At 72.7% G+C, this 17,650-nt stretch carries 17 protein-coding genes; 6 read left to right on the forward strand and 11 right to left on the reverse strand.

Going from position 1 to position 17,650, the window contains the following annotated elements:
* Positions 1–33: 33 nt before the first annotated feature.
* Complete coding sequence (gene dhaK, locus ACFCZ1_RS00785) at positions 34–1,038, reverse strand: dihydroxyacetone kinase subunit DhaK (protein ID WP_376676144.1); 1,005 nt, start codon at positions 1,036–1,038, stop codon at positions 34–36.
* Positions 1,039–1,336: 298 nt separating this feature from the next.
* Here dhaK and ACFCZ1_RS00790 point away from each other — a divergent pair, with 298 nt between their 5' ends.
* Positions 1,337–2,881 carry a cytochrome bc complex cytochrome b subunit gene (locus ACFCZ1_RS00790; RefSeq protein WP_376676750.1) on the forward strand — a complete coding sequence of 515 codons (1,545 nt, stop codon included), beginning with the start codon at positions 1,337–1,339 and terminating at the stop codon, positions 2,879–2,881.
* A gap of 20 nt (positions 2,882–2,901) precedes the next feature.
* Here ACFCZ1_RS00790 and ACFCZ1_RS00795 read toward each other — a convergent pair whose 3' ends face one another.
* The gene (locus ACFCZ1_RS00795; protein ID WP_376676145.1) at positions 2,902–3,291 is read right to left on the reverse strand and encodes a cytochrome c oxidase subunit 4; all 390 of its coding nucleotides are present in this window, start codon (positions 3,289–3,291) and stop codon (positions 2,902–2,904) included.
* On the reverse strand, positions 3,288–4,997 hold the full coding sequence (ctaD, locus tag ACFCZ1_RS00800; RefSeq protein WP_376676146.1) for a cytochrome c oxidase subunit I: 1,710 nt from the start codon (positions 4,995–4,997) through the stop codon (positions 3,288–3,290). The genes ACFCZ1_RS00795 and ctaD overlap by 4 nt, the downstream gene beginning before the upstream one ends.
* 179 nt (positions 4,998–5,176) lie before the next feature.
* On the opposite strand from ctaD, the gene ACFCZ1_RS00805 reads away from it, so the two are divergent.
* The 3 genes from ACFCZ1_RS00805 (at position 5,177) to ACFCZ1_RS00815 (ending at position 6,991) form a co-directional block, all read left to right on the forward strand.
* Positions 5,177–5,674, forward strand: coding sequence for a flavin reductase family protein (locus tag ACFCZ1_RS00805; RefSeq protein WP_376676147.1), 498 nt, complete (start codon positions 5,177–5,179; stop codon positions 5,672–5,674).
* 105 nt (positions 5,675–5,779) lie between these two features.
* The gene (locus ACFCZ1_RS00810) at positions 5,780–6,277 is read left to right on the forward strand and encodes a hemerythrin domain-containing protein (RefSeq protein WP_376676148.1); all 498 of its coding nucleotides are present in this window, start codon (positions 5,780–5,782) and stop codon (positions 6,275–6,277) included.
* A 78-nt stretch (positions 6,278–6,355) separates the two neighbouring features.
* Positions 6,356–6,991, forward strand: a complete 636-nt coding sequence (locus tag ACFCZ1_RS00815; protein ID WP_376676149.1) for an alpha-ketoglutarate-dependent dioxygenase AlkB — start codon at positions 6,356–6,358, stop codon at positions 6,989–6,991.
* Between the two features lie 28 nt (positions 6,992–7,019).
* Here ACFCZ1_RS00815 and ACFCZ1_RS00820 read toward each other — a convergent pair whose 3' ends face one another.
* Positions 7,020–7,334 (reverse strand): DUF1232 domain-containing protein, encoded by a 315-nt coding sequence (locus tag ACFCZ1_RS00820; protein WP_376676150.1) that lies wholly within the window; start codon positions 7,332–7,334, stop codon positions 7,020–7,022.
* Positions 7,335–7,420: 86 nt separating this feature from the next.
* Positions 7,421–7,885, reverse strand: coding sequence for a MarR family winged helix-turn-helix transcriptional regulator (locus tag ACFCZ1_RS00825; protein WP_376676151.1), 465 nt, complete (start codon positions 7,883–7,885; stop codon positions 7,421–7,423).
* A gap of 116 nt (positions 7,886–8,001) precedes the next feature.
* On the opposite strand from ACFCZ1_RS00825, the gene ACFCZ1_RS00830 reads away from it, so the two are divergent.
* Together ACFCZ1_RS00830 and ACFCZ1_RS00835 are read left to right on the forward strand one after the other, a co-directional pair.
* Positions 8,002–8,556: a DoxX family protein gene (locus ACFCZ1_RS00830; protein WP_376676152.1), complete on the forward strand. Its 555-nt coding sequence runs from the start codon at positions 8,002–8,004 to the stop codon at positions 8,554–8,556.
* Positions 8,557–8,634: 78 nt separating this feature from the next.
* Positions 8,635–10,434, forward strand: coding sequence for a glycoside hydrolase family 15 protein (locus ACFCZ1_RS00835; protein ID WP_376676153.1), 1,800 nt, complete (start codon positions 8,635–8,637; stop codon positions 10,432–10,434).
* A 337-nt stretch (positions 10,435–10,771) separates the two neighbouring features.
* On the opposite strand, the gene ACFCZ1_RS00840 is transcribed toward ACFCZ1_RS00835, so the two are convergent.
* From ACFCZ1_RS00840 to ACFCZ1_RS00865, 6 genes are all read right to left on the reverse strand, one after another.
* Positions 10,772–12,178 carry an APC family permease gene (locus tag ACFCZ1_RS00840; protein WP_376676154.1) on the reverse strand — a complete coding sequence of 469 codons (1,407 nt, stop codon included), beginning with the start codon at positions 12,176–12,178 and terminating at the stop codon, positions 10,772–10,774.
* Between the two features lie 199 nt (positions 12,179–12,377).
* On the reverse strand, positions 12,378–13,286 hold the full coding sequence (locus ACFCZ1_RS00845) for an STM4011 family radical SAM protein (protein WP_376676155.1): 909 nt from the start codon (positions 13,284–13,286) through the stop codon (positions 12,378–12,380).
* Positions 13,287–13,309: 23 nt separating this feature from the next.
* Positions 13,310–14,638: an STM4012 family radical SAM protein gene (locus tag ACFCZ1_RS00850; RefSeq protein ID WP_376676156.1), complete on the reverse strand. Its 1,329-nt coding sequence runs from the start codon at positions 14,636–14,638 to the stop codon at positions 13,310–13,312.
* A complete protein-coding gene (locus tag ACFCZ1_RS00855) occupies positions 14,635–15,450 on the reverse strand; it encodes an STM4013/SEN3800 family hydrolase (RefSeq protein WP_376676751.1) in 816 nt (271 codons plus the stop codon). Before ACFCZ1_RS00855 ends, ACFCZ1_RS00850 begins: the two co-directional genes overlap by 4 nt.
* Position 15,451: 1 nt before the next feature.
* On the reverse strand, positions 15,452–16,591 hold the full coding sequence (locus ACFCZ1_RS00860) for an STM4014 family protein (RefSeq protein WP_376676157.1): 1,140 nt from the start codon (positions 16,589–16,591) through the stop codon (positions 15,452–15,454).
* The gene (locus ACFCZ1_RS00865; protein WP_376676158.1) at positions 16,588–17,556 is read right to left on the reverse strand and encodes an STM4015 family protein; all 969 of its coding nucleotides are present in this window, start codon (positions 17,554–17,556) and stop codon (positions 16,588–16,590) included. Before ACFCZ1_RS00865 ends, ACFCZ1_RS00860 begins: the two co-directional genes overlap by 4 nt.
* Between the last annotated feature and the right edge of the window lie 94 nt (positions 17,557–17,650).

Consider the following 17,650-nt stretch of genomic DNA (forward strand, 5'->3'; position numbering starts at 1 on the left):
TCGTGAACGTCTGGCCGGTCATCGCCACCTTAGTCAGCGGCCCCAGCGCAGCGCCGCGGTCTGCACGGGTGCGTCCCACAGCCGCAGCAGTTCCTCGTCGACGCGGCACAGCGTCACCGAGCACCCCGCCATGTCCAGCGAGGTCACGTAGTTCCCCACCAGCGTCCGCGCCACCGGCACGCGGCGCGCGTCCAGCACCCGCGCCACCTCGGCGTGGAACCCGTACAGCTCCAGCAGCGGCGTCGCCCCCATCCCGTTGACCAGGGCCAGTACCGGGCCGTCCGCCGGACTCACCTCCGCCAGCTCTTCCAGGACGGCGCCCACCGCGAGCTCCGCGATCTCCCGCGCCGGCATCATCGCGCGCCGCTCCCGGCCCGGTTCGCCGTGGATCCCCACCCCCAGCTCCAGCTCCCCGTCCGGCAGATCGAAGGTCGGGCTGCCCTTGGCGGGCGTGGTGCAGGCGCTCAGCGCCACGCCGAAGCTCCGCGAGGAGTCGTTGACCCGCCGGGCGACCGCCGCGACCCGCTCCAGCGGAGCCCCCTCCTCGGCCGCCGCGCCGGCGATCTTCTCGACGAAGAGCGTGGCCCCGGTGCCGCGCCGCCCGGCCGTGTACAGGCTGTCGGTGACCGCCACGTCGTCGTTGACCAGTACCCGTTCGACGCGCAGCCCGTCCTCCTCGGCGAGCTCGGCGGCCATCTCGAAGTTCAGCACGTCCCCGGTGTAGTTCTTGACGACGAACAGCACGCCCTGCCCGGATTCCACGGCACCGGCCGCCCGCAGCATCTGGTCGGGCACGGGCGAGGTGAACACTTCCCCGGGGCAGGCGGCCGAGAGCATTCCGTACCCCACGAAGCCCGCGTGCAGCGGCTCGTGCCCGGAGCCGCCCCCGGAGACCACCCCGACCCGCCCGCCCGCGCGCGCGTCCCGGCGTACGACGACGCGCCGCTCCACGTCGACGTCTAGCTCGGGATGGGCGGCCGCCATCCCCCGCAGGGCGTCGGCGACCACGGTCTCCGGGCTGTTGATCAGCATCTTCACGGGCATCTCCTCGGCGGGATCGATGGATGGCCGGCGGCCGGGTGAGGACTTCCTGCCCCCATTTCCGGAAGTCGACGACTCCGTGTCTGAATTGATAGCGAATCATGCATCTCGGTAGTTTTGTGCGCACTTCGGATGGCTTGCCCGGCCCAAGGGTGAGGGTCCGCGCAGGAGGTGCGTGCCGGTGCCTGGTTCGAAGCGGGATGCGCGGCCGAGGAGCAGGGCAGGGCGCGCGGTGGCGCGGGGGTCGGAGGCCCTCGACGCGCGGCTGCCGCTCTCCGAAGTCCTCCGGACGGGAATGCGCAAGGTGTTCCCCGACCACTGGTCGTTCCTGCTGGGCGAGCTGGCCCTGTACAGCTTCGTCGTGCTCCTGCTGACCGGCGTGTTCCTGACCCTCTTCTTTGACCCCTCGATGCACGAGACCCCGTACAAGGGTTCGTACCGCCCGCTGCAGGGCGTCCTGATGTCCCAGGCCTATCTGTCCACCCTCCGGATCAGTTTCGACGTACGGGGCGGCCTGCTGATCCGGCAGATCCACCACTGGGCGGCCCTGGTCTTCGTCGCCGCCATCGGCGCGCACATGCTGCGGGTGTTCCTCACCGGCGCCTTCCGCCGGCCGCGCGAGGTGAACTGGCTGCTGGGGGTGACGCTGTTCATGCTGGCGCTGCTCGAGGGCTTCGCGGGGTACTCGCTCCCCGACGACCTGCTGTCGGGCACCGGACTGCGGATCGCCCAGGGGATCACCCTGTCGGTCCCGCTCGTCGGCACTTACCTGAGCTTCTTCGCCTTCGGCGGGCAGTATCCCGGCGAGGACATCGTGCCCCGGCTCTACCCCGTCCACATCCTGCTGGTCCCCGGCCTGCTGCTGGGGCTGATCACGCTGCACATCCTCCTCGTCGTCGTCCTGAAGCACACCCACTGGCCGGGACCCGGCAGGAGCGGACGCAACGTCGTCGGCCAGCCCTTCCTCCCCCAGTACATGGCCAAGTCCGCCGGCCTGTTCTTCACCGTCTTCGGCCTGCTCGCGGCGCTGGGGGCGATCGCGCAGATCAACCCCATCTGGACGTACGGCCCCTACCGCGCCGACGTGGTCTCCACCGGCGCCCAGCCCGACTGGTACGTCGGGTTCCTCGAAGGCGCCCTGCGGCTGATGCCGGGGGTGGAGACCCGCCTGTGGGGGCACACGATCATGTGGAACCCCCTGGTGACGGCCGTCCTCCTGCCGGGCCTGCTCTTCGCGCTGCTGTACGCCTACCCGTTCTTCGAACGCTGGATCACCGGCGCGACGGGGGAACGGCACCTGTGCGACCGCCCGCGCGACCGGCCCGTCCGCACCGGCCTGGGCGTGGCCGCCCTCTCCTGCTACGCCGTGCTGCTCCTCGCCGGTGCCCAGGACATCCTCGCCTTCGTCTTCGACGTGCCCGTGCACGCGTTGACCTGGACGCTGCGCGTCGCCTTCTTCGCCGTGCCCGCGGCCGCCTTCTGGCTCACCAGACGGCTCTGCCTGGCGCTCCAGTCGCGCGAGCGCAGGCTGCTGACCGAGGGGGAGGCGTCCGGCCTGGTGCGCCAGGGCGTGGAGGGCGGCTTCGAGCCGCAGCACCGGGCCCTCACGGCGACCGAGCGGTACGCCGTCCTCGCCAGGGAGCGGCCGGAGCCGCTGCCGCCCGGCGCCGGAGCGGCCGCCGGCGGCACCCTGCGACGCAGGCTGGCCGGCGCCCGGTCGGCGATCAGCGCCTGGTACTACCAGGACCGGGTCCCTTACCCCACCACCCCCGAACAGCGCCGGAGGATCGCCGCGACCACCGCCGGACCGGACGCGCCGGAGTCCGCCGAGGACGGCTGAGCCGTCCGGCCCGGCCGGGCCTACTCCTCGTGGCCGAGGCTCTGGAAGGCGAACCCCAGGATCCCGGGCAGCAGCACGCCGAATCCGATGAGGCACAGCCACAGGCCCTGGACCACGCCGAGGGCGATCAGCGCGCTCCCCGCCGCCGCCAGTACGGGAAAGTGGCTGCGGGCGGGGAAGAAGACGCGCCGGCCCCCGGCCTCCCGCACCTCGGCCTCCCCGTGGTCCTCCGGACGCCGTCCCCCGCGCCGGTACTGGCGCCAGAGGAAGGCGGAGACGAGGCCCGACATGACGAACGAGACGCAGAGGGCCGCCGTGCCCGCCGGTTCGCGCGAGAACCAGCCGTACACGAGGGTGGTCGCCGCGAAGAACAGAGCCGTGCCGGTGAAGAGCCAGGCCTCACCTTTCACCGCGCACCTCTTTCACCACGTACCTCGACGGGCACTCTGTCACTGGGCACCTCCGGATGGTGGAGGTCGAAGGCCGGGGATTCCGAGCGGATCCGGGGCAGGGCGTGGAAGTTGTGCCGCGGCGGCGGGCAGCTCGTCGCCCACTCCAGCGAACGGCCCCACCCCCACGGGTCGTCGACGGTGACCCGAACGCCGTGGCGCTGCGTCCTCCAGACGTTGTAGAGGAAGGGCAGCGTCGACAGGCCGAGGAGGAAGGAGCCGATGGTGGAGACCGTGTTGAGGAGGGTGAAGCCGTCGGCGGCGAGGTAGTCGGCGTACCGGCGCGGCATACCGGCCTCGCCCAGCCAGTGCTGGACCAGGAAGGTGGTCTGGAAGCCGACGAAAAGGGTCCAGAAGTGGATCCGGCCGAGCCGCTCGTCCAGCATCCGCCCCGTCAGCTTCGGCCACCAGAAGTAGAAGCCCGCGAACGTGGCGAACACGATCGTGCCGAAGAGCACGTAGTGGAGATGGGCGACGACGAAGTAGCTGTCCGTCAGATGGAAGTCCAGCGGCGGCGACGCGACCAGCACGCCGGTCAGACCGCCCAGCAGGAAGGTGACGAGGAATCCGACGGACCAGAGCATCGGTGTCTCGAAGGAGAGCGAGCCCTGCCACATCGTCCCGATCCAGTTGAAGAACTTCACGCCCGTCGGGACGGCGATCAGGAAGGACATCAGCGAGAAGAAGGGCAGGAGCACGGCCCCCGTCGCGAACATGTGGTGCGCCCACACGGTCGCCGACAGGCCCGTGATCGCGATCGTGGCACCGATCAGCGCCGCGTACCCGAACATCGGCTTCCGGCTGAAGACGGGCAGGATCTCGCTCACCACCCCGAAGAACGGCAGCGCCACGATGTAGACCTCGGGATGCCCGAAGAACCAGAACAGGTGCTGCCACAGCAGGGCGCCGCCGTTGGCGGCGTCGAAGACGTGAGCGCCGAACTTCCTGTCCGCCTCGAGGACCAGCAGCGCCGCCGTGAGGACCGGAAAGGCCAGCAGCGCCAGGATGGAGGTGAAGAGCACGTTCCAGGTGAAGATCGGCATGCGGAACAACGTCATGCCCGGGGCCCGCAGGCAGACGATGGTGGTGATGAAGTTCACCGACCCCAGGATCGTGCTGAGTCCCGACACGGCCAGCCCCATGGCCCACAGGTCAGGGCCGGTGCCCGGGGAGTACGCGGCGCTGTTGAGCGGCGCGTAGGCGAACCATCCGAACGCCGCCGCCCCGTCGGCGGTCAGCAGGCCGGACACCACCATCAGGCCCCCGAACAGGTACACCCAGTAGGTGAACGCGTTCAGCCGGGGGAAGGCGACATCGGGCGCACCGATCTGCAGGGGCATGACCGCGTTGGCGAAGCCGGTGAAGGTCGGCGTCGCGAACAGCAGCATCATGATCGTGGCGTGGATGGTGAACGCCTCGTTGTACTGCTGGTGCGACACGATCTGGAGTCCGGGGCGCGCGAGTTCGGCCCGCATCACCAGGGCCAGCACGCCGGCGAAGAGGAAGAAGGCGAAGGCCGTCACCAGGTAGAGGTTGCCGATTACCTTGTGGTCGGTGGTCGAGAGCCACCCCAGTACGGCGGAGCCCTGGCCGGCCCGCCGTTCGGTCCTGGGCGCGGTCCGGTCGTCGGGCGGCGCCTCTCCCGGTGACCGGTCCACCGACGTCATCCGTCCTCCCGAAGCCTCGCCGCCGCGTCTGCACCCCTTGCCCTACAGCCTGGGGAGCCGGGGAGGCGGGCGGCGCGCCGAGATCCGGCGCCGGGTACCCCGGCTGCCGCGCGGTTCCGCGCCGAGGTCCGGGGTAGTGGCCGGAAGGGGGTGGCGGCACCCGGACCCGAGGAGGCGCCGTGACGGAGCCGGATCCCTTCCCCGACGCGCACGCCGGCCCGATGTACGTGGTCACGGCCGCGGCCGGTGGCGAGCGGGCGGGCTGTCTGGTGGGGTTCGCCTCGCAGTGCTCGATCGACCCGCCGCGGTTCGTCGTCTGGCTGTCCACCGCGAACCACACCTACGGCGTCGCACGCCGGGCGTCCCACCTCACCGTGCACCTGCTCCGTCGCGACCAGCGGGAGCTGGCGCGGCTCTTCGGCGGCGAATGCGGCGACCGGGTGGACAAGTTCGCGCGGGTCGGCTGGCGGCCGGGCCGGGAGGGCAGCCCGGTCCTGACGGACGTGCGCACCTGGTTCACCGGCCGCGTCGAGGCGCGCACCGCGGGCGGCGGGGGCGGCGATCACGTCGGCTTCTTCCTGTCGCCCGCCGAGCGGTGCCCGCCGGGCGGGGGGAGCGTGCCCGAGCCGCTCCGGTACGAGGACGTGGACGACCTGGAAGCCGGCCACCCGGCTTGAACCGCCCGGGTGTCCCCGCGGGGCGGAGGCCGGGGGCGAGGTTTGGATCCTTCCCCAGCGAGCACGCGCAAGACGACCGGAAGCCCAGCAGAGGAGGGATGTGGCATGGCCGGGGACCAGGACCAGGACGTCGTCGCCGTGATCCTCAAGGACCACCGCACCATGGAGGAACTGTTCCGCCGCATGCGGAGCGTGGAGGCGGACCGGGCCGGCGCGCTCGCGAAGTTCTCCGCGCTGCTCATCGCGCACGGCGAGGCGGAGGAGGCCGAGGTGTACGGCGCGCTGAAGCGTTTCAGGAACGTGGACGACGAGGAGGTGGAACACGGGGTCGAGGAGCACGCCGAGGGCAACGAGGCGCTGCTGGCGCTGCTCGAAGTGGACGAGGTGGGCTCCGACGAATGGGACGCGCGGCTGGAGGACCTGGTGAAGGCGGTCTCCCACCACGTCGACGAGGAGGAGCGGACGATCCTCAACGGCGCCCGGGAGAGCGTTCCCGACGAGCGCCGGGCCGAACTGGGCGCCGCGTTCCTGCGGGAGCGGGAGCGTCAGCTGGCGGCGGACTGCGGGAGCGTCGAGAACGTGCGCGGCATCGTACGGGGATGACGGGACCCTGACGACACGCCGCCGCGGTCGACGCACGTATTCGTGCACCTGTTCGATGGTTGGGGTTAGGGTGGTGCCATGCACGCTGCCCAGGGCCTACAGGGTTCCCTCTTCGATCAGGGGGACGAGATCCGCATCGGGCCGCTCGCGGGCCTGCGGCGCACTCGGCTCGGAGTCGGGGCCTGGGTCGACCGCCTCCCCGGCTGGATGACCGGCTCCGACGTGCTGTTCGAACAGCTGGCCGCCGATGTGCCCTGGCGCGCCGAGCGTCGGCAGATGTACGAGCGCGAGGTGGAGGTGCCCCGCCTGCTCGCCTTCTACGGTGAGGGCGAGGATCTTCCGCACCCCGCCCTCACCGAGGCGCGCGAGGCGCTGTCCCGGCATTACGCCGGGGAGCTCGGGGAGCCCTTCGTCACCGCGGGGCTGTGCCTCTACCGCGACGGCCGCGACAGCGTGGCCTGGCACGGCGACCGGACCGGCCGCTCGTCCACCGAGGACACCATGGTCGCGATCGTCTCCGTCGGCGACCCGCGCGACCTCGCCTTCCGCCCCCGCGACGGCGGGGCCACCCTGCTTCGGCTGGCCCTCGGCCACGGCGACCTCGTCGTCATGGGCGGCTCGTGCCAGCGGACCATGGAGCACGCGGTGCCCAAGTCCACGCGGGCCGTCGGGCCGCGCATCAGCGTCCAGTTCCGCCCCCGCGGAGTCCTGTGACCCGGTTCGCGGGCGCCGCCCCGGCGGGTCAGGGCTTCGCGGGCCGGGTGGACGCGGCTCCCGTTCCCGTCACGGTCCCCGCCGCGGTCGCCGCCGCGTGCAGCGAGCGCAGGGCCAGCAGCAGGAGCCCGACGTCGTCGAGGTAGACCGGGTCCGGAAGCAGGTCCACCGGGGAGACGGTGTAGATCACGGCGGCCCAGAACAGGGCCTTGTCGCGCAGTGGGATCCCGGCGTCGACGAGCAGTCGGCGCGCCCGGAAGACCCGTACGAGCAGCACCGCCGCGGCGACCGCGAGCCCGGCCGCGACGACCGCGACGAGCGTGAGCCAGATCTTTCCGTCCATTTCGCCCCTATACCCGCCCCGCGGGTCTCCGTATCCTCGCCGTCCTTGCCGGGCCCGCCCGCTGCCCCCTCGGGCGCCGCGCTCCCTCAGACGCCGCGCTCGCGCAGCCGTCGGCCGACCTCGCCCAGCCCGTCGGCGAGCGCGTCGAGCTGTTCGGGGGTCAGGACGTCGACGAGGATCTCCCGGACGGTGGCCACGTGCCCGGGTGCCGCCCCGTCCAGCCGGGCGCTACCGGCCTCGGTGAGGACGGCGAAGACCCCGCGCACGTCGGAGGGGCAGCTGCGGCGGCGGACCAGCCCGGCCTTCTCCATCTGGGTGATCTGGTAGGTCAGCCCGCTCTTGGAATTGATCAGGCCATTGGCGAGTTCGGTCATCCGCAGCTCCCGTCCGGGGGCCGCGGCGAGTCGTACGAGGATCTCGTACTGGGGGTGCGAGAGCCCGGAGTCGTCCTTCAGCTGCTGGTCGAGGCGGCGGTTCACCAGGGCCGAGGCGGCCAGGAACCCGCTCCAGGCCCGCATCTCGCGGTCGTCCAGCCATCTCGTCTCAGCCATGGCCCCAGCCTACACGGGTTGTTCCAATTTGAATCAGTGGTTAGGGTCGAGGCTTGCGGTTCGAATTTGAACAACAACTCCGTCCCCGGGCCGCACGACCGGAAGGATCCCCCACGATGACCAGCCCCTCCGTCGCCACGGCGAAGCCGCAGGCCACCGCACCGGCCACCACCCCTTCGCTCTCGACCCCGGCCCACGACGCCGGCCTGCTGCTCCTGCGCCTCGTCCTCGGGCTGACCATGGCCGCCCACGGTTCCCAGAAGCTCTTCGGCTGGTTCGGGGGCGGCGGCATCAGCGGCACCGGCCAGTTCTTCACCGCCAGCGGCTACCCCGCGGGCGACGCCATGGCCGTCCTGGCCGGGCTGACCGAGACCCTGGGAGGCCTCGGCCTCGCCGTCGGACTGCTGACCCCGCTCGCCGGCGCGGCCGTCGTCGGCACGCTCATCAACGCGATCGCCGTCCACGGCGCCGGATCGTTCTTCGCCCCCGAGGGCGTCGAGTACGAACTGCTGCTGACCGCGGGCGCCGCGGCCCTGGCCCTCACCGGCCCCGGCCGGTACGCCGTCGACCGCTTCCTGCCCGTGCTGCGCAGCCACCGACTGACCCACGGCGCGCTCGCCGTCGCCCTCGGCGTGGTCCTCGGCGGCGCGCTGCTCCTCGTACGGAACTGAGGCGGCCCGGGCGGAGCGCACCAGGGTGTCCGGGGCCTGCGCTGATTGGCCCAAGGCATACGGGGGAAGAGCGCTCAGATGACACAACCCATCGAAGACTACGCACTCATCGGCGACCTGATGACCAGTGGACTGGTCGGCCGTGACGGGTCCGTCGACTGGCTGTGCCTGCCGCGCTTCGACTCCGGGGCCTGCTTCGCCAAGCTCCTCGGCGACGAGGAGAACGGCCACTGGCGCATCGCGCCAGCCTCCGCCGAGACCGGCGAGCGGTGCACCCAACGCGCCTACGTGGACGGCTCGATGGTGCTGGAGTCGTACTGGGAGACCGGGGACGGCACGGTCAAGGTCACCGACTTCATGCCGCAGCGCGACGTCTCACCCGACGTGATGCGGATCGTCGAAGGCGTGTCCGGCGAGGTGACCGTCCGCAGCACCCTGCGCCTGCGCTTCGACTACGGCCACGTCGTCCCCTGGGTCCGCCGCAGCGACGGCGAGCGCGTCGCCGTCGCCGGGCCCGACTCCGCCTGGTTCCGCAGCGAGCCGCCCGTGCGCACCTGGGGAGAGGCCAACAGCACACGCTCCGAGTTCACCGTCGCCGCAGGGGAACGCGTCGCCTTCGTCCTCACCTGGCACGCCTCGCACGACCCGCGCCCCGAACCCGTCGACCCGTACGAGGCGCTGGAGCAGAGCCTCGCCGACTGGCGGGAATGGAGCTCCCAGTGCTGCTACGAGGGCCCCTACCGGGAGGCGGTCACCCGCTCACTGATCACCCTCAAGGCCCTCACCTACGCCCCGACCGGCGGCATCGTCGCCGCGGCCACCACCTCCCTCCCCGAGGAGATCGGCGGCGTCCGCAACTGGGACTACCGCTACTGCTGGCTCCGGGACTCCACCCTCATCCTCGGCTCGCTCCTCGCCACCGGGTTCCAGGACGAGGCCCGCGCCTGGCGGGCCTGGCTGCTGCGCGCCGTCGCCGGCGACCCGGCGGACCTCCAGATCATGTACGGCATCGCCGGCGAGCGCCGGATCCCCGAGACCGAGCTGCCGTGGCTGCGCGGCTACGCCTCCTCCGCCCCCGTACGCGCGGGCAACGCCGCGGTCGACCAGCTCCAGCTCGACGTGTACGGCGAGGTCATCGACTCCCTGTACCTCGCGCGGTCCTCCGGGCTGGCCTCCGAGCGCCACGCGTGGCAGATCCAGCTCGCGCTGCTCGACTTCCTGGAGCGGAACTGGCACAGGCCCGACGAGGGGCTGTGGGAGGTGCGCGGCCCGCGCCGGCACTTCGTGCACTCCAAGGTGATGGCCTGGGTCGCCGCCGACCGGGCCGTGCGCACCCTGGAGGGCGATCCCTCGATGCCCGGTGACCTGGAGCGCTGGCGGACCATGAGGGACGAGGTGCACCGCGACGTGTGCGAGAAGGGCTACGACCCCGAGCGGGGCACCTTCACCCAGTACTACGGCTCCGGCGAGCTCGATGCGGCGACCCTGCTCATTCCCCGGGTCGGCTTCCTGCCGCCCGACGACCCGCGCGTCATCGGCACCGTCGACGCGGTCCGCGCGGAGCTCGGCCGCAGCGGCCTGGTCCGCCGCTACACCACCGAAGGCCCCGCCGTCGACGGCCTGCCCGGCGACGAGGGAACCTTCCTCGCCTGTTCGTTCTGGCTGGCCGACGCGCTGTACCTGACGGGGCGGGAGAAGGAGGCCCGGGACCTCTTCGAGCGGCTGCTGGCCGTACGCAACGACGTGGGGCTGCTCGCCGAGGAGTACGACCCCGTCTCCGGGCGGCAACTCGGCAACTTCCCCCAGGCCTTCAGTCACGTCGGCCTGATCAACACCGCCCTCACCCTGGCCGAGGGCGAGGCCGTCCGCGTCGGCTGACCGGCCGGGCCGGTGCGCGCCGGTTCCCTCCACGGTGCGATCGCCCTGCTCGTCACCGGCAGTGCCCGCGAGGCCGGGACCGGGGTCCCGCACGCGGCGTACGCGTCGGGCCCGGAGACGGTCCGCCGCGTCTTCGGCGGCAGCCGGGACCGGTTCGGGGACGTGAACCCGGCCGTCGCCGCCCGCGAACCGCGCTCGCGGACAGGCCGCGTGCACTCCTTCGAGGAAGTGCACGCGGCCTGCCGCGGCTGCGTCGCGGACCCGCCCTTCGGCAAAGCCGCCATCCGAGCGGGGAGTTGGGACCGCCGCCGGGGCGGCGGTCCCGTTGCGCCGGAGCCTACGCGGCGGCGTGCTCGCCGTCCTCCGGGATGCTGACCAGCCAGCGCGTCTCGCGCCGCGGCCGCAGGTACAGCGCCCAGTACACGGTGGCCGCGGCGGTGATCCCGCCCGTCCACAGCAGGTACTGGGTCTCCTGCTGGGTCAGGATGTACGCCAGTACGGCGATCAGCGCGATCGGGACGGCCGGCCACAGCGGCATCCGCCAGGGGGACGCCTCGCGGTGCGCCCCGCGCCGGCTGAACAGCGCGGCCACCGCCACCAGCAGGTACATGCCGGTCACCGAGACGCCGGTGACCCCGTACAGGGTGTCGAGGTTGACGAAGCACATCGCCGCGCCCGGGACACCGACGACCAGGGTGGCCACCCACGGCGAGCCGAAGCGGCCGAGCCTGGACAGGGCGTCGTTGACCGGCCGGGGCCAGGCCTTGTCGCGGGCGGAGGCGAACAGCACCCGCGAGTTCTGGATGACCATGACGATGCCCGCGTTGACGATGGCGAGGGCGACGCACAGGCTCACGAAGGTGCCGACCGCCGAGTTCGACCAGGCCGTCACCATCCCGCCGAGGTCGCCCGCCGCCAGCGCGTCCAGGTCCGGGGCGCCCATGGTGATGGCGATGACCGGCACCAGGATCACGGCGGTGGAGATGGCGAGCGTGGCGAGCACGGTCCGGGCGACGTTGCGCCGCGGGTTCTCCAGCTCCTCCGAGAGGTAGACGGCGGTCGAGAACCCCTGGGTGACGAACAGGGCGATGGCGAGCCCGGAGACGACCATCATCGCCGTGACGGTGGACGTGCCGCCGCCCTCGGCGGCGACCGTGCCGTGCACCAGGGCGCCGACGCCCCGCTCGCCGTGCGCGAAGCCCAGTACGGCGACCATGGCGGCGGCGACGACTTCGAGGACGAGGAAGATGCCGGTGATCCAGGCGTTGGCCCGCAGGTCGAGGAGACCGGCGAGGGTGGCCAGCAGCATCACGCCGCCGCCCGCGACCGGCGCCGGGATGTCGATCACCGGGGCGAGGTAGTCGGCCGTGCCCATGGCGATCACGGGCGGCACGATCATGACGACCAGCAGGGACAGGACGAACACCAGCCAGCCCGCGAGCCGGCCGGCCAGTGTGGAGACCATCGCGTACTCGCCGCCCGCGCTGGGGATGAGGGTGCCCAGCTCCGAGTAGCAGAACGCGACGCCGATGCAGAGCAGCGAGCCGATCGCGATGGTGAGGGCGGTCCAGGTGCCGAGGCTGGAGAACAGGTCGGGCACGACGACGAAGAGGGTCGAGGCGGGCGTCACGCACGAGAGCGTGAGCAGAGTCCCGCCGACGACGCCTATGGAACGCTTGAGCTTCTGCGGGACGGGCCCGGTGGCGGGGGAGAGGGCCTGTGGTGCGCTGATCGTGTCAGTCATCGGTGCGGGGTTCCGATCGGCAGGTGCGGGGAATGAGCGCGGGAGCGGTATCGCCTCCGAGGCGGTGGTGGGCAAATGGTTCGCGTGGCTCCCGGGCCGACATTGGAATCCCTGCGAGATCCGCAGGTCAATAGCTGTCCACCTGCGGATTCCGTCGTCCGGGACCCCGCCGGACCCGGTCTGCGGCGTAAAGAGGGTGTTAACGCTGCACGACTGGCAGGTGCGGGAACCGCAGCTGCCCCGCCGAAGAATTTCCCTCCGCTTTGCCGGACGCCGGGATCCTCTCCAGGACCCCGCCCGCGAAGACGTCGTAGAGCGGCAGCGTCTCCAGGTGGACGTAGCCGATGTGGCAGTCGCAGACGGTGAGCGGGCAGCCACGCGGGCCCAGGGCCGCCCGGTACGAGCCGTCGTAGAGGTTGCCCAGCTCCGCCTTCACGAAGTGGCAGCGGCGGACCGTGCCGTCGCCGTCCACCGAGACCACCGACTCGCCCGTGCGGCAGGGCAGCCCCGCCGAGCGGTGCGGGTGGCGGCTGTACGCGAACAGCGGGTCCAGCGCCGTCCAGTCCGAGGCCTGGGCGTCGGTGTACGTACGGCCCTCCGCCGCGTTCACCCACAGGTACACCTCCGCCGGGAGCTCCGCCCGCAGCCGCCTGGCCTCCGCGAGGTGCTCCGGCAGCCCGACGACGCCCACGCTGAAGCGGATCCCCCCGGCCGCCAGCTCCCGGCACCGGCCGAGGAAGCGGTCGTACGGCGTCTGCCCCGGGTGGTAGGTGCACCACAGCGCGAGCGTGTCCGGATCGGCCGCGGCGGTCCACTCGACGCGGCAGCTCAGGTTGGTCTGGATCGCCACCCGGCGCACGTGCGGCAGGTGCGACAGCTCCACCAGCGCGCGCCGGTACCAGGAGCGGACCAGGCCCTCGCCCCACGGGGTGAACAGGACCGACAGGCGGTCGCCCGTGTTGCCGGCCGCCCACGCGGCGAACCGTTCCAGCGCCGCGCGGTCCTCGGTCAGCTGCGCCCGGCTGTCCCTCCGCTTCGCGAACGGGCAGTACGGGCAGTCGTAGTCGCAGGACGCCAGCGGGCCCCGGTAGAGCAGTGTCAGGTCCATCGCCGTATTGGCCGACGGGCCCGTCACTTGCGCTCGTACGCGGCCATCGCGGCCCGTACCTCCGCCGAGAACAGCGCGGGACCCACGGCGTCCGAATGCGCCAGGCCCTCGGGGGTCAGGCGCAGCAGGCCGGGTGCCTCCGAGAGCCAGCCGCGCTCCGCGAAGGCCGCCAGCTCCACCGGGAAGTCGTCCTGCGGACCGCTGCCGAACCGCTCCCGGTACTCCGCCACGGCCATGCCCCGGGCCTGCAGCAGCGACTGGAGCAGATGCCGCCGCCGTGCTTCGCCGGAGTCGATCCACCGGCCGTACTCCGCCCGGGCGAAGTCGGCCTCGGACCGCCCCACGTAGTCGTCGACGATGCCACGTATCTCCCGCATGTCCACCGCGTAGTCGAAGGAGTAGTGCAGCTCGGCGGTGTACGAGCGGGCCCCGCAGCCCAGCCCCACCATGCCGTCCGTCTGGCAGGCGTGGTCGTCGGCCCCCGCCGCCGGGGCCCCGGGACGGCGGAACATCCGCATCGACACCTGCTCGTACCCGGCGGCCAGCAGGTGGTCCCGGCCGGCCCGGTAGAGCCGCAGCCGCTGCTCGTCCCAGTCCGCGGTGGGCTCGTCCGGCCGGCGCCCCAGGCCCGTCAGGGGCCGTACGTACAGCGGGTACAGGTACAGCTCCTCCGGTTCCCAGGCCAGCGCCGCGTCGAGCGAGTACCGCCAGCTGTCCTCGGTCTGGCCGTCGATCCCGTAGATCAGGTCGATGTTCAGGGCCGGGATCGCCGCGTCCCGGATCCGTGACAGGGCCGCCTCCACCTCGGCGCGCTTCTGCGGCCGGACCGCCGTGCGCGCCTCCTCGGCCACGAAGCTCTGCACGCCCAGGCTCAGCCGCGTCGTGCCCCGGTCGGCGAGGACGGCGAGGCGGTCCGCGGTGGCGGTGGAGGGCGAGGCCTCCACCGACAGCGGGACCGCCCGCAGATCGGCGCCCGCGCTCTTCTCCGCGATGTCGCACAGCCGTTCCAGCTCGGGCGCGGTCAGGAAGGTCGGGGTGCCGCCGCCGAAGGCGGCCGCCGCGTACCGCACCGGCTCCCCGTCACCGAACGCGTCCCGGACGGCGTTCGCCTGCCGCTCCAGTGCGTCGAGGTACGCCGTGGTCAGCCCCTCGGGCGCGCCGATCCGCGTGAACAGGTTGCAGAATCCGCAGCGCACCTCGCAGAACGGGACGTGCAGGTAGAGGGAGAGCGCGTGCCGGGGCTGCTCGGCCCACAGCTCGCGCAGCGCGGGCCGTCCGGCCAGCGCGCGGTACGCCGTCTTGTGCGGGTAGGCGTACACGTAACTCTCGTACGGCGTGGGCGGAACGCTCATCGCACGGCCTCCTTCGGCTCCAGGAAGAACTGCGCGTACGGGACCGTCCAGACCGCCTCGTGGGCCAGCCGGTGCCCGGTGTACCCGTCCTCGCCGTAGGTCGTGCCGTGGTCGGAGCAGACGATCGCGAAGCAGCGGCGCCGCGCGCTCATCGCGTCGAACAGCCGGCCGATGTGCCGGTCCACGTACTCCAGCGCGGCCGCGTGCGTCTCCCACGAATCCCCGGCCGCCGCGGTCGCGCCCGCCAGGTGGAACCAGTTGGGCTGGTGCAGCGCCGACACGTTCACGAAGAGGAACAGCCGCTCGTCCCGCGGCAGTCCGGCCACCACCCGCTCCGCACGGGCCACCTGCGCCTCGAAGGACGTCGGCGACGGCACGCCGAACTCCGGCTCCCAGTGGCTCTCCTGGAACATCCCCGGCAGTACGGAGCCCAGCGCGGCCTGCTTGTTGAAGAAGCCGACCCCGCCCACGCACACCGTCCGGTACCCGGCCCCGGCCAGTGCGGACACCAGGTCCGGGGTGTCGAACACCCAGGTGCGCCCGGCCGTGGTCTCACTGCCCGCGAACCGGGCGGCGAACAGCCGCGGATGCGGCCCGGGACCGGCCGGCGTCGGGAGGAAGCCGGCGAACATCGCCTGGTGCGAGGCGTAGGTGAAGCTGCCGGGCGCGTGCCGCCGCTCCCACGCGCCGCCGGGGAGGTGGGCCGCGAGGTGCGGGATCCGGCCCTCGGCCGCCAGCCTGGCGGCGACGTCGAAGCGCAGGGTGTCGAGGGTGACGAGCAGCAGGTCGTCGCGGCCGACGACCTCGTTCATGTCAGGGGCGGGCGGGGAGGGGTGCATGGTGTTCCTGTCGTGCGGATGCGTGTACGGCGGCCAGTTGGGCCGCGTAGGTGTCGAGGCCCGCGGCGGGCGAGCCGGGCAGCCCGGTGAGGCGGGGCAGCAGATCCCCGAAGGCGTTGACCTCGCCGACGGCGAACCGCCGCCAGCCCGTGGCCGGGAGCAGGTCGACGCCCACGCACAGGGTGCCGGGGAAGGCGGCCGCCGCGCGCTCGCAGAGGGCGAGGGCGTCCTCGGACCAGCTGCCGCCCGCCGCCGTCACGGCGGCGATGGCGGCGTCGAGGTCGCCGCGGGCGCCGCCGAGGTGCAGATTGGTCATGGGCCCGGACGCGGTGCGGACCACCGCGTGCGTGGCCCGGCCGCCGATGACCACGACCCGCAGATCGGCCGGGCGGCCGTTCTGCGAGGCCTTCGGCAGCCAGCGCTCGATGTGCAGGCCGTCGGGGGCCAGCGCGTCGACGATCGCGCCGACCGCGCACTCGTCCTCGTACCGGCGCACCCGCAGCGAGTTGTGCAGCCCGCCGGAGACGGACCGCTCCACCGAGGTGGTCGCCCGGATGCGGCCGCCCGCCCCGGATTCGAGGGCGAGGACGCCGGAGGCCGAGGAGCCGTGGGCGAGCTTGACGAACACCCGGCGCAGCCCGGGCCGCGCGAGCACCTCCCGTACGTCCGCCCAGCCGCGCACCGGGGGCGCGGCGGGGCCGGAGGTCGGTGAGGGCGGCACCGCGACCCCCGCCGTCTCCAGGGCGTGGTGGGTCAGCCGTTTGTCGAACAGTACGGCGAGGTCCCCCGGGGCGGTGAGCAGCCGTCCGCCGGCCGCCGCGACCTCGGCGGCCAGCGCCTCCACGGCCCCGGTGAACCGTCGGTACCAAAGGCCGGTCCCCTCCACCCGGGTGGGGTCGGCCGTCCCCCGCAGCAGCCGGTCGACCTCCGGGTCCTCGCCCGGCGAGTCGATCCGCACGGTCTCGCCCGGCCCGAACCGGGCCCGGCCGCCCAGCACCTCCCGCCAGGGCACCACCCGGGCGGCCGGCAGTCCGGCGGCGCGGACGGCGTCCTGGAAGAGGGCCACGCGGCGGCCCCCCGGAACGCCGACCACCGCGAGGGACGGACGCGTCACTCCGACACCGCGACGTACCGGTAGATCTCCCCGTCGTACTCGTCCTGCTCGCCCGCGCCGAGGGCGAGCTCCACGCCGTGCGGCTCCAGGGCCGCGCGCAGCCGCTCCTGGAGCCCGGCGCCGATGAAGTGGTGGTTCAGGTCGAGCCGGTTCAGGCGGGTGAGCGGCCCGCCCGCGGGCAGGGCGGCCGCGAGCAGGGCGGCCGCGCCCTCGTCGGTGAGGATGCCCATGGACAGGTCCAGGGTCTCCAGCCGGGCCACCACCGGCGCCCCCGCCACCGCGACGGCGACCGCGTCCTGGATCTCGCTGTTGCGCAGGGCGAGATGGCGCAGGGCCGGCAGCCGCGCGCCCGACAGGATCGGCTCCAGGTCCTGCGGCTCGGTGTCCGCCCCGTACTCGGACGTGCCGAGCCACAGGTCGAGGGCCTCCAGGGCGGGCAGGTCGCTCGCGGCTATGCCCCGCACCACCTCCCGGGGCAGCCCGCCCGTCTCCACCACCAGCCGCCGCAGCTGCGCGTGCTTGACCGGAGCGAGGGCCAGCCCGTCACCGCCGCGCACCCCGAACTCGCGCAGGCCCGTGAACGTCTCCAGCAGCGGAGTGACGTCCGCCTGCTGGATCCACGAGATTTCGCACTCCTCGCCTTCGATGTCACCGATGAACAGGGCGCGCAGGAGCGGGAAGTCCGCGGCGGCCGCCACCAGGGTGCTCACGATGTCGGCGCTGGACGTCTCGTACGACTCCTCCCAGACGCCCACGATCAGGGAGCGGACCTGCCGGGTGTCGACGGCGGCCGTGAAGCGGGCGAAGGCCTCGCTCCAGGTCTCCTCGGTCTCGTGCTCGTCGCCCCGGACCCGCCAGGCCACGGTGTCGGCGCCGGGCAGCTCGACCTCGCCCTCGACATCCGTGCCCGGGAAGTCGAAGGCGGGCAGCCCGCCCAGCTCCTTGAGGTGTGAGACCTGGCTCATGCGCTGCTCCTGGTGGTGAACGGTCCGCTCGGACGGGCGGACGGTGCGACAGCAGTTCTACCAAGTCGCACCGACAGTGCCGCAAGCGGAGTGT

It is taken from the genome of Streptomyces sp. NPDC056224 (assembly GCF_042267665.1).
Lineage (GTDB): Bacteria > Actinomycetota > Actinomycetes > Streptomycetales > Streptomycetaceae > Streptomyces.

Bases quoted from the DNA above. Each gene is read 5' to 3' on its own strand.
- ACFCZ1_RS00790 (WP_376676750.1), top strand. From the start codon at position 1,337: ATGCGCAAGGTGTTCCCCGACCACTGGTCGTTCCTGCTGGGCGAGCTG.
- ctaD (WP_376676146.1), bottom strand. From the start codon at position 4,997: ATGACGTCGGTGGACCGGTCACCGGGAGAGGCGCCGCCCGACGACCGG.
- ACFCZ1_RS00810 (WP_376676148.1), top strand. From the start codon at position 5,780: ATGGCCGGGGACCAGGACCAGGACGTCGTCGCCGTGATCCTCAAGGAC.
- ACFCZ1_RS00815 (WP_376676149.1), top strand. From the start codon at position 6,356: ATGCACGCTGCCCAGGGCCTACAGGGTTCCCTCTTCGATCAGGGGGAC.
- ACFCZ1_RS00820 (WP_376676150.1), bottom strand. From the start codon at position 7,334: ATGGACGGAAAGATCTGGCTCACGCTCGTCGCGGTCGTCGCGGCCGGG.
- ACFCZ1_RS00825 (WP_376676151.1), bottom strand. From the start codon at position 7,885: ATGGCTGAGACGAGATGGCTGGACGACCGCGAGATGCGGGCCTGGAGC.
- ACFCZ1_RS00830 (WP_376676152.1), top strand. From the start codon at position 8,002: ATGACCAGCCCCTCCGTCGCCACGGCGAAGCCGCAGGCCACCGCACCG.
- ACFCZ1_RS00835 (WP_376676153.1), top strand. From the start codon at position 8,635: ATGACACAACCCATCGAAGACTACGCACTCATCGGCGACCTGATGACC.
- ACFCZ1_RS00840 (WP_376676154.1), bottom strand. From the start codon at position 12,178: ATGACTGACACGATCAGCGCACCACAGGCCCTCTCCCCCGCCACCGGG.
- ACFCZ1_RS00845 (WP_376676155.1), bottom strand. From the start codon at position 13,286: ATGGACCTGACACTGCTCTACCGGGGCCCGCTGGCGTCCTGCGACTAC.
- ACFCZ1_RS00850 (WP_376676156.1), bottom strand. From the start codon at position 14,638: ATGAGCGTTCCGCCCACGCCGTACGAGAGTTACGTGTACGCCTACCCG.
- ACFCZ1_RS00855 (WP_376676751.1), bottom strand. From the start codon at position 15,450: ATGAACGAGGTCGTCGGCCGCGACGACCTGCTGCTCGTCACCCTCGAC.
- ACFCZ1_RS00865 (WP_376676158.1), bottom strand. From the start codon at position 17,556: ATGAGCCAGGTCTCACACCTCAAGGAGCTGGGCGGGCTGCCCGCCTTC.